General features: G+C 71.2%; 14 protein-coding genes. 13 read left to right on the top strand and 1 reads right to left on the bottom strand.

Translation table 11 applies throughout. The features are described from left to right. The first annotated feature begins 41 nt into the window (after positions 1-41). Both menD and FHS23_RS01330 read left to right on the top strand, forming a co-directional pair. Positions 42-1718, top strand: coding sequence for a 2-succinyl-5-enolpyruvyl-6-hydroxy-3-cyclohexene-1-carboxylic-acid synthase (menD, locus tag FHS23_RS01335; RefSeq protein WP_183646441.1), 1677 nt, complete (start codon positions 42-44; stop codon positions 1716-1718). 150 nt (positions 1719-1868) lie between these two features. Beyond that, positions 1869-2339 (top strand): DUF3592 domain-containing protein, encoded by a 471-nt coding sequence (locus tag FHS23_RS01330; protein WP_183646438.1) that lies wholly within the window; start codon positions 1869-1871, stop codon positions 2337-2339. Between the two features lie 96 nt (positions 2340-2435). Here the strand turns inward: FHS23_RS01330 and FHS23_RS01325 are convergent, their stop codons facing one another. Further along, positions 2436-3263 carry an inositol monophosphatase family protein gene (locus FHS23_RS01325; protein ID WP_183646435.1) on the bottom strand — a complete coding sequence of 276 codons (828 nt, stop codon included), beginning with the start codon at positions 3261-3263 and terminating at the stop codon, positions 2436-2438. Between the two features lie 384 nt (positions 3264-3647). Here FHS23_RS01325 and FHS23_RS01320 point away from each other — a divergent pair, with 384 nt between their 5' ends. The 11 genes from FHS23_RS01320 (at position 3648) to FHS23_RS01270 (ending at position 13994) form a co-directional block, all read left to right on the top strand. Then, complete coding sequence (locus FHS23_RS01320) at positions 3648-4766, top strand: glycosyltransferase (RefSeq protein WP_183646432.1); 1119 nt, start codon at positions 3648-3650, stop codon at positions 4764-4766. Between the two features lie 26 nt (positions 4767-4792). Then, positions 4793-5944, top strand: a complete 1152-nt coding sequence (locus FHS23_RS01315) for a glycosyltransferase family 4 protein (RefSeq protein WP_183646430.1) — start codon at positions 4793-4795, stop codon at positions 5942-5944. A gap of 211 nt (positions 5945-6155) precedes the next feature. Next, positions 6156-6656 carry a hypothetical protein gene (locus FHS23_RS01310; protein ID WP_183646426.1) on the top strand — a complete coding sequence of 167 codons (501 nt, stop codon included), beginning with the start codon at positions 6156-6158 and terminating at the stop codon, positions 6654-6656. After that, on the top strand, positions 6653-7297 hold the full coding sequence (locus tag FHS23_RS01305; RefSeq protein ID WP_183646422.1) for a DUF3558 domain-containing protein: 645 nt from the start codon (positions 6653-6655) through the stop codon (positions 7295-7297). Before FHS23_RS01310 ends, FHS23_RS01305 begins: the two co-directional genes overlap by 4 nt. A 44-nt stretch (positions 7298-7341) precedes the next feature. Beyond that, entirely contained in the window at positions 7342-8775 is a 1434-nt protein-coding gene (locus FHS23_RS01300) for a hypothetical protein (protein ID WP_183646419.1), read from the top strand. A gap of 5 nt (positions 8776-8780) precedes the next feature. Next, a complete protein-coding gene (locus FHS23_RS01295) occupies positions 8781-9518 on the top strand; it encodes an ESX secretion-associated protein EspG (protein WP_183650564.1) in 738 nt (245 codons plus the stop codon). Between the two features lie 198 nt (positions 9519-9716). Beyond that, positions 9717-10460, top strand: coding sequence for a class I SAM-dependent methyltransferase (locus FHS23_RS01290; protein ID WP_183646416.1), 744 nt, complete (start codon positions 9717-9719; stop codon positions 10458-10460). After that, on the top strand, positions 10457-11728 hold the full coding sequence (locus tag FHS23_RS01285) for a geranylgeranyl reductase family protein (RefSeq protein WP_183646413.1): 1272 nt from the start codon (positions 10457-10459) through the stop codon (positions 11726-11728). The genes FHS23_RS01290 and FHS23_RS01285 overlap by 4 nt, the downstream gene beginning before the upstream one ends. Positions 11729-12263: 535 nt before the next feature. Further along, entirely contained in the window at positions 12264-12671 is a 408-nt protein-coding gene (locus FHS23_RS01280; protein ID WP_253858909.1) for an NADH-quinone oxidoreductase subunit A, read from the top strand. A gap of 6 nt (positions 12672-12677) precedes the next feature. Continuing rightward, on the top strand, positions 12678-13226 hold the full coding sequence (locus FHS23_RS01275) for a NuoB/complex I 20 kDa subunit family protein (RefSeq protein WP_183646407.1): 549 nt from the start codon (positions 12678-12680) through the stop codon (positions 13224-13226). Positions 13227-13235: 9 nt separating this feature from the next. Further along, a complete protein-coding gene (locus tag FHS23_RS01270) occupies positions 13236-13994 on the top strand; it encodes an NADH-quinone oxidoreductase subunit C (RefSeq protein WP_183646404.1) in 759 nt (252 codons plus the stop codon). Positions 13995-14047: the final 53 nt, after the last annotated feature.

Genomic DNA, 14047 nt, shown 5'->3' with positions numbered 1-14047 from the left:
ACAATAGGCGGTTCCACCCGAACAGCCGAGGGGGCTCGCACGTGAACCCTTCCACCGCACAGGCGAGGGTCATCGTCGACGAGCTGGTGCGCAACACCGTGTCGCACGTCGTGCTGTGTCCCGGGTCGCGCAACGCGCCGCTGTCGCTGGCGTTGTCCGACGCCGAGTCGGCGGGCAAGCTGACCCTGCACGTTCGTATCGACGAACGCGGCGCCGGATTCCTCGCACTGGGGATCGCCGCCCGGACCGGACGTCCCGTGGCACTGGTATGCACGTCCGGCACGGCGGCGGCCAACTTCCACCCCGCGGTGCTCGAGGCCGACCGCGCCGGGGTGCCGCTGATCGTGCTCACCGCCGACCGTCCTCCGGAACTGCGCGCGGCGGGCGCCAACCAGGTCATCGACCAGCAGCACCTCTACGGCCGAGCGATCCGATACTTCGACGAGCTCGCCGTCGCCGAACGCCGCGCGGGGCAGAACGCCTACTGGCGCAGTCAGATCTGCCGCGCCTGGAACGCGGCCTACGGCGAGTGGCGCTGCGGCCCGGTGCACCTCAACGTGCCGTTCCGCGAACCGCTCGTGCCCGACGCGGGCGACGGCGTCGCCGGCTGGTACGAGGCCCTCGACGGCAGACCCCGCGGGGCCCGCTGGACGGAACTGCCCGAGTACGGCGCGCTGCCGTCGTCCGTCGTGCCGTCCGCGCGGCAGGGCCTGGTCATCGCCTGCGACGCCGGAGTGCACGCCGCGAGCGAATGGGCAGCCGAGCACGGCTGGCCCGTGCTGTCGGAGACCGGCGGCCTCGGCCTCGGCGGTGACACCGCCATCCCCGGCGGCCCGTGGCTGCTGGGCATCGAGGAGTTCCTCGCCGAGCACAAACCGGAGCAGGTGCTGTGCATCGGCAGGCCCACCGTGTTCCGCCAAGTGCAACGGCTGCTGTCGGATCCGGGCGTCGAGGTGCTGCTGGTGCGACCCGACGCGGACTGGCCCGCGCCCGCCCACAACGTGCGGCAGGTGGGGCAGTGGTTCGACGCGCCGACGAAACCGTCCGACCCGGAGTGGCTCGCGCGCTGGCAGCGCGCCGACGCCGCGGCGGTCGAGGCGGTCCACGACACGCTCGGCCGCGAGCCGTGGCCCAGTGGCCTGCGGGTCGCCGAGGAACTGGTCCGCGGCCTGCCGAAGGAATCGCTGCTCGTGGTCGGCTCGTCGAACCCGGCGCGCGACGTCGCACTCGTCGGTGGCAGGCGGCCGGACGTGCTGGTGCACCGCAACCGCGGCGTGGCGGGCATCGACGGCACCGTGTCGACCGCCGTCGGCGCCGCGTGCGTCCACCGCGGCCCGTCGTACGCGCTGCTCGGCGACCTGACGTTCCTGCACGACATCAACGGCCTGTTGATCGGACCCGCCGAGGACCGTCCCGACCTGGCGATCATCGTCGTCAACGACGACGGCGGCGGCATCTTCTCGCTGCTCGAACAGGGCGCGCCGGAGCACAGCGGCGGGTTCGAGCGGATCTTCGGCACCCCGCACGGCGCCGACCTCGCCGCCCTGTGCGCGGGTTACGGCGTGCCCTATCGGCGGGCGGCCGATCTCGACGAGTTCCGCGCCGCACTGGCGCCCGAGCCGGGACTGCGGGTCATCGAGGTGCGGGCCGACCGGAGCAGGCACCGCGAGCTGCACGCCGCGTTGCGGGACGCGGTGACGGCGGCCGTCACCGGCTGAGCCCGCGGGTGGCAGGCCGCCGGGGACGTCGACCCGGCGGCGGTCGCCCTCCGACGTGGAAGGTGGAGCGGTAGGGACGCGACCCGGCGGTGGCCGTCTCCCCGGTGCGGGGGCCGTGGACGTCGGGAGGGCGCACTAGGATCACGTGCCGTGACCGCTTCCGATCCGCGCAGGCAGCGCGCGTGGCGCATCGGCGCGTGGGTCGTGTTCGGGCTCGCGCTGCTGATCACCCTCGAGTGCGCCGCGCTCTCCGCGGGCGCGTGGGTCAACGACCGCGACATCGCCGAGAACCGCGGCGCCGCGGTCGCGCAGGTCGAACAGGTCACGTGGGACCGCACCCTCATCCGCTTCGACACCCCGGACGGTGAGTCGCACAATCCCGACCTCGGCGTGCTGTACCCGCAGGGGCTGAGCGAGGGGCAGCTCGTGCGCGTCGAGTACGACACCACCGAACCGGACCTGGTGAAGGTCGCGGGCCGTACGTGGGTGCTGACGCTGCTGCCGACGGGGACGACGGCACTGTTCACCTGGCTGGGCGCGGGCCCGCTGCTGTGGTTCCTCCGGCGCCAGGCGGGCGGCCGCATCGCACCACGCCGCCGCCGCAAACCCGCCGCCGCCTGACCCGCAGCCGCCTGACCCCCGGCCGCCTGACCCCCGGCCGCGTGGCCCTCCCGGCCGCGGGCGCCGTCCTTCCCGCCTGCGCCGTCCACGGCCGGGTCACTCCCGGCAGCCCGACCACCAGGCGAGGACCTCGTCGGCCACATCGGGGGCCGCCACGAGCAGTCCGTCGAGCGGCAGGGTCGCCGCGCCGCCACTCCGGTCGAGCACGACGGCCCCCGCTTCCCCCGCGACGCCCAGCGCCCCCGCGACGTCCCATTCGCGGTACCCGTGCAGCACCGCGGCGACGGCGTGGCCGAGCGCGACCTGCGTGACCGCCAGTGCCGACGAGCCGAGCACGCGCGTACCCGTGTGGGCCGCCGCCGCGCTCTCCAGGAATCGCGACAACCCCGGCCACGCGCTGCCCCCGCTGAGCTCGGTGCACACGATCGACCCCGCCGTCCTCGTGCGTGCGGGCACCCGCACGAGCGTCCCGTTGGCGCGCGCACCGCGACCTCGGCCCGCCGTGTAAATCTGCCCCCGATACGGGTCCGCCACCACGCCGACGACCGGTCCGTCCCCGTCGACCAGCGCGAGACTGTACGAACACCACGGGATACCCGCGACGTAGTTGGCGGTGCCGTCCACCGGGTCGACCACCCAGCGGTAGTCGGCCCCGTTCGCGCCCGCGTCGTCGCCGTACTCCTCACCGACCACCGGGATGTCGGGAAACTCGGTGGCCAGCACCCGGCGGGTGTGCCGTTCCAGGGTGCGGTCGGTGTCGGTCACCCAGTCGAACGGCGATTCCTTCGTGGTCGGCCGAGCCCCGCGGCCCGCCGTCGCGGTGATCACGTCGGTGGCGTCGGTGGCGAGCCTGCCTGCCACCTCCAGGGCCTGAGAGAGCAGGCCGGGGTCGACCGGGCGCAGCGTTCGGGACGAGAGGGTCATGCCGCTCCAATGTGGCGGCCGCGAGTGTCCTGCATGCGAAGTGCAGATGACACCTCGCTCGCGATCCGACGACGACTCGACCGGGGGACGGACGTGGCTGCGCCCCGAAGGGCACCGTGGGCTCCCGCCGGCCCGACCACCGCCCCCTCAACGGCACGCCGACGCGTGGCTGTGGTCAACGCCCCGAATCATCGTGACGGGGCGCCCCCTCGGCGACGGTGGCACCGGCGAAGAGTGGCACCGGCGGAGAGGCACCCGGCGAAGAGTGGCACCGGCGGAGAGGCACCCGGCGAGTACGGCGCCGGCGACAGTGTTCGGTGACCGTTCCACGGCGCGTTACGCGGGAGTAGTGGGACGGCCGTCGAGGCGGGCGATGCTGGGCCCGTGCGCGTTGCCATCGTCACCGAGAGCTTCCTGCCGCAGGTGAACGGCGTGACCAACTCCGTGCTGCGGGTCGTGGAGTACCTGACGGCCCGCGGTGACGACGTGCTGGTGGTCGCTCCGGGCGCCGGGCCCGAGGAGTACTGCGGCGCACCCGTGGTGCGGGTGCCCGCGGTGGAGCTGCCGGTGGTGAACACGCTGCCGGTGGGCGTTCCCACCCGCACGGTGCTGACGGCGCTGGCGGCGTTCGGCCCGGACGTGGTCCACCTGGCGTCGCCGTTCGTGGTCGGCGCGCGGGGGCTGGCCGCCGCGCGCCGACTCGGTGTGCCGACCGTGGCGGTGTACCAGACCGACATCCCCGGGTTCGCCGAGGCATATGGGCTCGGCCTCGGCGCCAGGGCCGCGTGGCGGTGGGTGCGCAGGCTGCACTCGCGTGCCGACCGCACGCTCGCGCCGTCGTCGGATTCGGCGCATCAGTTGCGGCTGCACGGCGTCCCGCGGGTGCACCGCTGGGGCAGGGGCGTGGACGTCGAACGGTTCGACCCGGCCCATGCCGACCCGGACCTGCGCGCCGAACTGGCTCCCGGCGGCGAACTACTCGTCGGCTTCGTCGGCAGGCTCGCTCCGGAGAAGGAGGTCGGCAGGCTCACCGCGCTCGCGGACGTGCCCGGGGTTCGGGTGGTGATCATCGGCGACGGGCCCGAGCACGAGTCGCTGCGCGAGGCGTTGCCCGACGCGGTGTTCCTCGGAGTGCGGTACGGCGACGAGCTCGCCCGCATCTACGCCAGCCTCGACGTGTTCGTCCACACCGGACCGCACGAGACGTTCTGCCAGACGGTGCAGGAGGCGATGGCCTCGGGGCTGCCCGTGATCGCACCGGCGGCGGGCGGGCCGCGCGACCTCGTCGACCACGGTCGAACGGGCTACCTGCTCCCACCCGACCACGGCGAGTTCACCCGCGTGCTGCCCGGCGTGGTCGACACGCTGCGGGACTCCGACCTGCGCGACGGCCTCGGCGGGGCGGGCCGCACCGCGGTGCTCGGCCGCACCTGGCCCGCCGTGTGCCGCAAGCTGACCGGCCACTACGACGCCGTCCGCGGGCAGATCCTGCGAGCCGCGTGACGGTCTCGGGAAGGACGCACGTCGCGATGGCCGGTGGCAGCGTTCGAGACCCCGCGCTCCGCACCCGGGCGCACATCGTGCAGCTCGCCAACTTCTACGGGCCGCGTTCCGGCGGTCTGCGCACGGCCCTGCATCACCTCGGCGCGGGGTATGTAGAGAGTGGACACCGGGTGACGCTCGTCGTGCCCGGCTCGGGCCACGACGACACGACACTGCCGACCGGGGTGCGCAGACTGACGCTGCCCGCACCCCGGATCCCCGGCACCGGCGGGTACCGGGCCGTCGATCCGCTACGGGTGCGCACGTTGCTGCGGGAGCTCGAACCCGATCTGCTCGAGGTGTCGGACCGGCTGACGCTGCGCGGGATGGGCACGTGGGCGCGCGAGCACGACGTGCCCAGTGTGGTGATCTCGCATGAACGCCTGGACCGGCTGCTCCAGCAGTTCCTGCTGCCGCGGCCGCTCGCCGAACGGGCCGCCGACGCGGCGAACCGCCGGATGGCGCGCAGCTACGACACGGTCGTCTGCACGACGGCGTTCGCGCGGGGTGAGTTCGACCGCATCGGCGCGCCGAACGTGCGGCGTGTCCCCCTGGGCGTCGACCTGAACACGTTCACCCCGGACCGCCGCGACGGCGACTGGCGGCGGGAGCTCGCGGGCGATGCCGACGCGCTGATCGTCCACTGCGGACGCCTGTCGCCGGAGAAACACGTGGAACGCAGCGTGGACACGATCGCCGAGCTGACCGAATCCGGCACGGACGTGCGGCTGGTGATCGCGGGCGACGGGCCGCGGCGGCGAGCCCTCGAACGTCGCGCGCGGGGTTTGCCGGTGCGGTTCCTCGGCCACCTCCCGCAGCGCGGCGATGTCGCCCGGCTGCTGGCGAGCGCCGACGTGTCGCTCGCCCCGGGGCCGCACGAGACGTTCGGGCTGGCGGCACTCGAGGCGTTGGCGTCGGGCACTCCCGTGGTCGTGTCCGAGTCCTCGGCGCTGCGCGAGATCGTCGAACCGGGCTGCGGCGCCGCCGTGGCGGACCGTGCGGGCGCGTTCGCGGGCGCGGTGACCGGCCTGCTCGGCAGTCCCGAGCCGGTGCGCCGCAGTCTCGCGCGGGCGCGGGCCGAGGAGTTCACCTGGCCCCGCTCCGTCGACGGGATGCTGCGGGTGCTCACCTCCGCCTGACTGCGGGCCCGAGGGGTGGGCCGATCGTGTGGTGCCTGCTTCGCCGCGGAACGCGGGAGTTCGGAGCGGCCGTCGAAGATGCGGGAGCGGGGTGGGTACACGGCCCGTGTGGTTCAGGTCGCGATATCCGATATTCCCACCCCGGACGGTCAGCGTTCCGATACGCTGGGCTGCTGCGAGACCTGAGGTGAGCAACGGGAGAAGGTCAGTCATGGCTGACGAGGGCAGTGCCGGTGGGGTCGGCGCGGAGGCATTCGCAGGCGTCGAGGCCAGCGGTCAGGCGAAGGCGAGCGGCGGCTTCTGGGACCAGGCCGTCTTCGCGGTCCAGGGCGCCAAGGGCACGGCGACCGCGGACGGCTGGGCGAAAGGCGCGGTGACCTCCGGGCCGATCGCCGGGGGCTTCATGATGGACCCCGAGACCGCCGAGGGCATGGTCCGCAAGGCCAAGTGGATCGCGGATCAGATGCAGCAGCAGCGCATCAAGGCTGAACGTTTGCTTCAAAGCGGACCACCGGCCCACGACCCCGGTAGTGATGCTTTCCAAAAGGTCGCACATGCCATGTTCGGGTTGGGTGCCGAAAGTGTGGCTGCCCAGTGGCGTCGTTATCGCGACATCGCTGAGAAGCTGCAGAAGGCGCTCGATGTGTACAACGAGACGGACGAGCAGGCGGGCAAGGACGCGAAGAAGTCCGGCGGAGGGCTGATCGATTGAGTTACCTGGTCAGGACCGCGGCGCTGGCCGCGTTCGCGGTGGTGGCAACGGCCTGCTCGAGCGAGTCCGACGGTCAGGCACAGCCCGAGCCGACGGCCCCGGCGCCGTCGAGCGTGTCCGCCGCACCGAGCAGCGCCGCGGACGGCGGGCATGAGCTGCCGCACAGCGGAGCGCCCGCCGTCACCAATCCGCTGCCCAAATCCGTCCTCGACGGTGATCCGTGTAGCCAAGCCCTGACGGACGCCCAAGCTAAGGAGTTGCTGGGGGATGCGGTCACGAGCAGGGATGATGACGAGCCGAAGCTCGGCCCGGGGTGCTACTGGTCGAACCAGGAGACGCTGGCGTCGTTCGGTCTGAACTACGACGTGCAGACTGGCCAGGGTTTGAGCGCTACTTATGCCAGCACCAAGCCGCAGAGGTCCTTCGAAGAGATCGATCCGGTCGGAGGGTTCCCGGCGGTCCAGTATTGGGAGAAGGACGACGACCGCGTTTGTTCGACGGTGGTCGGGCTTGCGGATGAGTACGCGGTGGTCATGTCGCTGGCCGTCGGTACGAAGGGCGCTGAAGAAGGCGACGATCCGTGCGAGGCTTCACGGACGGTTATGGAACGTGTCATCGGCAATTTGAAGGCGAAGGCCTGACGGTCGGAGCCGGCCTGCGCAGTGGCAGGTGAAGGGGGAGCGTGATGGGGAAGTTGTTCGGACCCCAGGACGAACTGGCCGAGCAGAAGTCGAAGATCCTGATCGAGCAGATCAACCCGTTCTCGGGGTCGATGGACCTGCACGAACTGGTGCGCCGCGTTCGCGAGGGGGACTCCGCGAAGTGGCAGACGACGTCCCAGGACATGGCCGGCGTCGCCTCCGGTAACGAGCAGGCCGCCAACGCCGGTCAGGAAATGCTGCAGGCGCTGGAGAGCTCGTGGTCCGGCGAGGGTGCCGACGCGGCGTCGCAGGCCATCCGCTCCAGCATCACGGTGACGCAGGACGCGTCCGACGTCTACCAGCGCAACTCCGACCACTTCACGACGAACTCCGGGCAGTTCGAGGACATCAAGCACCGGCTGCCCGACGTGCCCGCGAAGCCGCCCGAGACGGGCGCCTGGGACACCATCACGCCGTGGGACACCGACGCCGAGGACGCGGCCAACAAGTACAAGGCGGACGTCGACGCCGCCCGTTCGATGTACTCCGGATACGAGGGCAACGTCCACCGGTCCGCCTACGACATGCAGGCCGACTTCGGGCAGATCAAGGACCTCGGCGGCGACTTCGGTGCCATGGAGCGTGACCGCTCGGGTTCGGTCGAGGACTCGGGCTCGGGCGTCATCGACATCCCCGGCTCGGACGGTGGCGGGGACACGAGCCGTTCCGGCACATACGACGGCTCGGTCGGCGGTTCGGACCGGGGCGGTACGTCGGTCCCGCCCGGTGGTGGATACCAGCCGCCGAATCCGTCGAACGTCCCGACCTCGCCTGCGCCGACGAACGACCACACCGGCACGTCCGGATACACCCCGCCGAGCACGGTGACACCGCCCGCGGCGAACTACCCGGGGCCGAACGGCCCGGGCGGAATGCCGGGCGGCAACGGGTTCGGCCCGAACGGCAACACCCCCGGCACCACAGGCTTCGGGAACACGGGCTTCGGACCGACCGGAACGCCCGGCGCAGGCCCCGGCGGTTCGTCCGGCGGCGGTGCCGGAGGTGGCCGGTTCTCCCCGCCCGGCATGGGACGTGCGGGCGGCTACTCGGCAGGTGCGGGTGGCGGCGCCGGCGGCTACTCGAGTGGTGCGGCCGGTGGTGGCGCGCCCGGTTCCGGAGGGGGCGCGCCGGGCGCGGGCAGGATGACCGGCTCGGCTCCCGGCGGTTTCGGCCCGACCGGCTCCGGTGCTACGGCGGCCGGAGGTGCGGGTGCCGCGGCCGCGGGCGGCCGCGGCGGCGGAATGCCGATGGGTGCGATGGGCGGCGCGGGCCGCGGCGGCCAGGGCGGCGAGGACGAAGAGCACCAGCGCAAGTACCTCGCCGACAGCGACGAGGCGTTCTCCCTCACCGAGGACGGCGAAGTGCTTCGCGACCCGGTCACCGGCCACGTCGTCACCCCGCCGACCATCGGCGAGTGACCGCCATGGCCGTACTGCACCGTCCCGTCGTCCTGCGCCGGGAAACCCTGCTGCACGTGTGGGAACTCGAAGGTCTCGGCGAGACCCACCCGGTCCTCGGCGCGCGCACGAAATACGTTCCGATGGACCTCACGGGCGAGACGAACCGGGAATGCTTTCGCGTCCTGGCCGAACTGGGACTCGCCGCGGGCGAAACGCCCACGCGTGAATTCCGCGTCGCGCTTCGGGTGCTGAATTCCCCGGACCGCGACCTGTACTGCTACAGCGAAACCGTCCGCGGGAAACTGCAGTTCGCCGCGGCCTCCGGCGGCGGTGTGACCGTCGGCGTGCAGGTCGACGGTGACCTCGTGACACTCGTGACCACGGGCGAGGACGACCTCGTGGACGGATTCATCTCGGAACTGCCCGAATACCCGCCAGCGTCCATTCCTCCGCTCCACACGACGAAGCGGGAATTCGAACAGCGCGACGAGAACCACGACATGTTCGCCGCGAAACAGAGCCCGGCGAAACAACTCGAGAACACGATGAAAGCCCCACGGCTGGGCGTGCACCAGGTGTACGCGGGAGGCCGCACCTCCGACGGCGGGTACCGCAACAGCAAACCGTTCACCGTCATCGACATCCGCGACCGCGGCCGCGTCGTCACCTTCGCCGACCCCGACGGCGGAATCCACTGCCTGCCCGGCGACTCCGCCACCCTGACGAAGACGCTCCTCGCCACGTGGCAGTCACTGCCCTGACCGACCCGCTCCGCGCGGCCCCCTACGCCCGCCCGTCTCCCACCGCCACCCAAAGCGACACGCTCCGCGTGGCCCCCTAGGCCCGCCCGTCTCCCACCACCGCCCAACAGGACGCGCTGCCGCGCGGCCCCCTACGCCCGCCCGTCTCCCACCGCCACCCAAAGCGACACGCTCCGCGTGGCCCCCTAGTCTCGAACCATGTCTCGTGCGTCGCTGGACAAGGATCCTCGCGAGGTCGCCGCCATGTTCGACGGCGTCGCCGCAGGCTACGACCGTGCCAACTCGGTGATGACCTTCGGCTTCGACCGCCGCTGGCGGGCCACCACGGCCGGCGCCCTCGACGCGCGCGAGGGCGAACGTGTGCTGGATCTCGCGGCGGGCACCGGCGTGTCCACCGAGGAGTACGCACGCGACGGCGCCTGGTGCGTCGCCGCCGACTTCTCCCTGGAAATGCTCCGCAACGGCCGTGACCGTGGCCTGCCGATGATCGCCGCGGACGCGCTGCACCTGCCGTTCGCCGACGAGTCGTTCGACGCCGTGACCGTGTCCTTCGGGCTGCGCAACTTCGTCGACACCAAGGCCGCGCTCGTCGAGATCATGCGGGTCGTCAGGCCCGGCGGCAGGCTCGTGATCTGTGAGGTGTCGACGCCGACGTTCGCGCCGATCCGGTTCGTGTACCGCAAGATCGTTCTGCGACTGCTGACCTGGCTCGGCCGCCGCGCAGCCTCCAACCCCGAGGCGTACGGCTATCTCGCCGAGTCCATGCTGACCTGGTACGACCAGCGGTCGCTGGGCGAGGTCATCGCCTCGGCGGGCTGGACGAAGGTCGAATGGCTCAACCTCACGTTCGGTGCCGTCGCCCTCCACCGGGCCCGCAAACCCGAGCCCGAACAGCCACCGGCGCCCGAGCCGCACGGCAGCCCTGCGAAAATCGACCCATGACTCAGGATGCCGAGGTCATCGTCGTCGGAGCAGGGCCGGCGGGATCGACCGTCGCCACGTACCTCGCCCGAGCGGGCGTCGACGTGCTGCTGCTGGAGAAGACCACGTTCCCGCGCGACAAGGTCTGCGGTGACGGACTGACCCCGCGGGGCGTCAAGCAGCTGATCGATCTCGGCCTGGACATGAGCCCCGAAGCGGGCTGGACGTTCAGCAAGGGGCTGCGGATCATCACCGGTGACCTGCACCTGCAGCTCGACTGGCCGGACCTGACGAGCTACCCGCCGTACGGTGTGGCCCGCACCCGGCACGACTTCGACGAGCTCCTCGCGCGGACCGCCGTCGAGGCGGGTGCACGGCTGCAGGAGCGCACCACCGTCACCGGCGCGATCACCGACGAAAGCACGGGCCGTGTCGTCGGGGTGGAAGGCAAGTCCGGTCCCGACAAACAGCCGGTGAGCTATCGGGCCCCGCTGGTGCTCGCGTGCGACGGCGTGTCGGCGCGGCTGGCGCTGTCGGTAGGCATCGAGAAGGACGACAAGCGGCCCATGGGCGTCGCCGTCCGCCGGTACTACAAGAGCCCGCGGCACGACGAGGAGTACATCGAGGGACACCTCGAGCTGTGGGACCGCGCGGACCCCGCGAACCCGAAGCTGCTGCCCGGCTACGGCTGGGCCTTCCCTCTCGGCGACGGCACGGTCAACGTCGGCCTGGGGATGCTGTCGACGTCGAAGTCGTTCCGCAACATCGACTACCGGCAGCTGCTGCGTTCCTGGCTCGACGGCACGCCCGAGGAATGGGGCTACCGCGAGGAGAACGCCGTCGGGAAGATCGGCGGTGCGGGCCTGCCGATGGGGTTCAATCGCACGCCGCACTACCGCGACGGGCTGCTGCTGCTCGGCGACGCCGGCGGGATGGTCAGCCCGTTCAACGGCGAGGGCATCTCGGCCGCGATGGAGTCGGCGCAGCTGGCCGCCGAGCACGTACTGCAGGCCCTGGCGCGGCCGGAGGGGCCGTCGCGGGAGCGTGCCCTCGAGGGCTACCCGCGTGCCGTGGCGGAGCTGATGGGCGGTTACTACCGGCTGGGCAACACGTTCGCCAAGCTCATCGGCAAGCCGAAGATCATGCGCGCAGCCACGAAGTACGGACTGCGCGTCAACCCGATCATTCCGCTCGTCTACAAGGGCCTGTCGGGTTGCTACGACGCGAAGGGCGGCGACGCGGTGGACCGCATCATCGCCGCCATGTCGCGCGTCACACCAAGCGCCTGAACCCACCCCACGGCACGGGGTCACGTGGGATAGATCACGTCCGGTTTCATGATCGACATGGCCGCTGTCTTCCCGATCCTTTTTGCGCTGGTGATGCCAGGTGCGACCGCCGGAGCGGGTGCCTGACAGGCGGCCGACTTAGGTCTGCCTTATATGCCGGGGATGTGCAGGGGGCTAGCGACAGCGTGTGACTCGCGTCCTACACTGACCCCATGCTTTGTGAAGCGGTTCACAACCACGACGGAGTGCTTGTGAACGTTTTCACGAGGTCAGTGCGTCGCGTGCCACGTAGGGCGTACGCACGAGCACGCAGATCGCTGTGATCTGTACCGCCGACGTCGTGGCCGGGGCATAGCCCGAGTCACGAAGCCGGCACCCCGGCAGCACACCCGATACGTCCGAACGCAACGCCGCGGAAAGGATGGTGCCCGCAGTGAACGTCACGTTCGCGCCGGCCGGATTCGCTTCGGCGAGCCGGGCTCCGGCCGAGCACGCGCCGGCAGGCCCGGGTCTCACGGAGACTCCGGCCGACCAGGTGCTGGCCGGCGGGCAGGTACTGGCTCAGGAGGCGGCCGCGGGCATCGGGATCTACCTGCCCCTGGTGTTGCTGATCGTTCTCGCGGCTGGGTTCGGCGTCTTCTCCGTGCTGCTGGGCCCGCTCGTCGGCCCCAGCCGGTACAACAAGGCCAAGACGGCTGCCTACGAGTGCGGGATCGAACCGTCGCCGCAACCGGTCGCGGGCGCGGGCCGCATGCCCGTCGCCTACTACGTCACGGCGATGCTGTTCATCCTCTTCGACATCGAGATGGTCTTCCTCTTCCCGTACGCCATCGCCGCGGACGCGCTCGGGTTGTGGGGTCTCGGCGCGGTGGCGCTGTTCATCGCGACCTTCTTCATCGCCGACTTCTACGTGTGGCGCCGCGGCGGCCTGGATTGGAACTGATGCGCCATGGGTCTTGAGGAGAAACTCCCCAACGGAATCCTGCTGGCGTCGCTGGAGGGTGTCGTCAACTGGGCCCGCAAGAACTCGATGTGGCCCGCGACGTTCGGCCTCGCGTGCTGCGCCATCGAGATGATGACCAGCGGCGGATCGCGGTACGACCTCGCGCGGTTCGGCATGGAGCGCTTCAGCGCCACGCCCCGGCAGGCCGACCTGATGATCGTCGCGGGCCGCGTCACGCAGAAGATGGCGCCGGTCCTGCGCCAGATCTACGACCAGATGGCCGAGCCGCGCTGGGTGCTCGCGATGGGCGTGTGCGCCTCGTCCGGCGGCATGTTCAACAACTACGCGGTCGTGCAGGGCGTCGACCACATCGTGCCGGTCGACATGTACCTGCCGGGCTGCCCGCCGCGGCCGGAGATGCTGCTCGACGCGATTCTCAAGCTGCACGCGAAGGTCCAGGACGAGCCGATCAACGCCCGCCGCGCGCAGTTGCGTGAGGAGAGCGGCGCGAAGACCGAGATGATCCCGTCGTCCGTCAAGTACGCGAAGAAGTAGGGCGAGGCCATGGCTGACGAGGACACGCAGAACCCGCGCACCGGTGGCGAGAACTCGAGCGCCGAACGGCCCGAGGGCGGCCTCGAGCCACGGGGTGCCGAACCGGCACGGGTGGTCGCCGGTCACGAACGCAGGGGCATGTTCGGTGTTTCCGGCAGCGGCGACACATCGGGCTACGGCGGTCTGCGCCTGCCCGCCTACTCGCCGCCGCCCGCGGAACGCCCGTACGGCGGCTGGTTCGACGACTTCGCCGACGAGTTCTACGCCGCCCTCGCCGACAACGGCATCCCCGCCGAGGCGATCCTGCAGGTGACCGTGGACCGCGGCGAGATCACCTTCTACGTCGACCGCGAGCATCTCGTCGCGATGTGCCGGGTGCTGCGCGACGACGAGGGGCTGCGCTTCGAGGTGTGCAGCTCGGTGTCCGGTGTGGACTACGGCGAGGACGTGCCGCAGCGGCTGCACTCGGTGTACCACCTGCTGTCGATGACCTACCGCCGTCGCATCCGCCTCGAGGTGACGTTGGACGTCGAGGACGCGCACGTGCCGTCCGTTGTGGAGGTCTACCCGACCGCGGACTGGCACGAGCGCGAGGCCTACGACATGTTCGGCATCGTCTACGACGGCCACCCCGCGCTGACCCGCATCCTCATGCCCGACGACTGGGAAGGGCATCCGCAGCGCAAGGACTACCCGCTCGGCGGCATTCCCGTGGAGTACAAGGGCGCGGAGATCCCGCCGCCGGACACGCGGAGGTCGTACTCGTGAGGACACCGCCGAAGTACTCACTCCCGCTGGAGGCGCGGAGGACACCGCCGAAG

The sequence above is a fragment of the Prauserella isguenensis genome (assembly GCF_014191605.1).
In the GTDB taxonomy this organism is placed as follows: Bacteria; Actinomycetota; Actinomycetes; order Mycobacteriales; family Pseudonocardiaceae; genus Prauserella; species Prauserella isguenensis.
This window is presented reverse-complemented; position numbering and strand designations above follow the sequence as displayed.

Coding starts and splice junctions, on each gene's coding strand:
- FHS23_RS01310 (WP_183646426.1), top strand. CDS start 6,156: ATGGCTGACGAGGGCAGTGCCGGTGGGGTCGGCGCGGAGGCATTCGCA.
- FHS23_RS01275 (WP_183646407.1), top strand. CDS start 12,678: ATGGGTCTTGAGGAGAAACTCCCCAACGGAATCCTGCTGGCGTCGCTG.
- FHS23_RS01325 (WP_183646435.1), bottom strand. CDS start 3,263: ATGACCCTCTCGTCCCGAACGCTGCGCCCGGTCGACCCCGGCCTGCTC.
- FHS23_RS01315 (WP_183646430.1), top strand. CDS start 4,793: ATGGCCGGTGGCAGCGTTCGAGACCCCGCGCTCCGCACCCGGGCGCAC.
- FHS23_RS01285 (WP_183646413.1), top strand. CDS start 10,457: ATGACTCAGGATGCCGAGGTCATCGTCGTCGGAGCAGGGCCGGCGGGA.
- FHS23_RS01300 (WP_183646419.1), top strand. CDS start 7,342: ATGGGGAAGTTGTTCGGACCCCAGGACGAACTGGCCGAGCAGAAGTCG.
- FHS23_RS01295 (WP_183650564.1), top strand. CDS start 8,781: ATGGCCGTACTGCACCGTCCCGTCGTCCTGCGCCGGGAAACCCTGCTG.
- FHS23_RS01290 (WP_183646416.1), top strand. CDS start 9,717: ATGTCTCGTGCGTCGCTGGACAAGGATCCTCGCGAGGTCGCCGCCATG.
- FHS23_RS01270 (WP_183646404.1), top strand. CDS start 13,236: ATGGCTGACGAGGACACGCAGAACCCGCGCACCGGTGGCGAGAACTCG.